Source organism: Limimaricola sp. G21655-S1, assembly GCF_027213785.1.
Taxonomy (GTDB): domain Bacteria; phylum Pseudomonadota; class Alphaproteobacteria; order Rhodobacterales; family Rhodobacteraceae; genus Limimaricola.
The window spans coordinates 1-238 of sequence record NZ_JAPWGO010000486.1 but is presented as its reverse complement, the minus strand read 5'-3'; the positions used below and the strand labels follow the sequence as shown (position 1 = coordinate 238).

1 protein-coding gene is annotated in these 238 nt (G+C 65.5%); it reads right to left on the bottom strand.

Annotated elements, in window-relative coordinates:
- The coding region (locus O4G76_RS21550) for a GMC family oxidoreductase N-terminal domain-containing protein (protein ID WP_269399119.1) at window positions 1-238 on the bottom strand (238 nt) is incomplete at both ends.

The window sequence follows — 238 nt, the reverse complement described above, 5'->3', positions numbered from 1 at the left end:
CCGTCATCTCCATCGGGCCAAAGCCCTCTTGCTGCTCGCCGTTGTAGTCCTTGGTGACCGGATAGCCCGCCTGCTGCCCGGCCTTCACAAAGGCATCATGCAGCGGGTTGTCGCGGGGGCCGCGGGTGACATGCAGCGGGCCATCTTTGCCGCGCCAGTCGGGATCGCCGCCATGGCCGCGGTCGTCCCAGGTCTCCATGCGTTTGAAATAGGGCAGCACATCGGCATAGGACCAGCC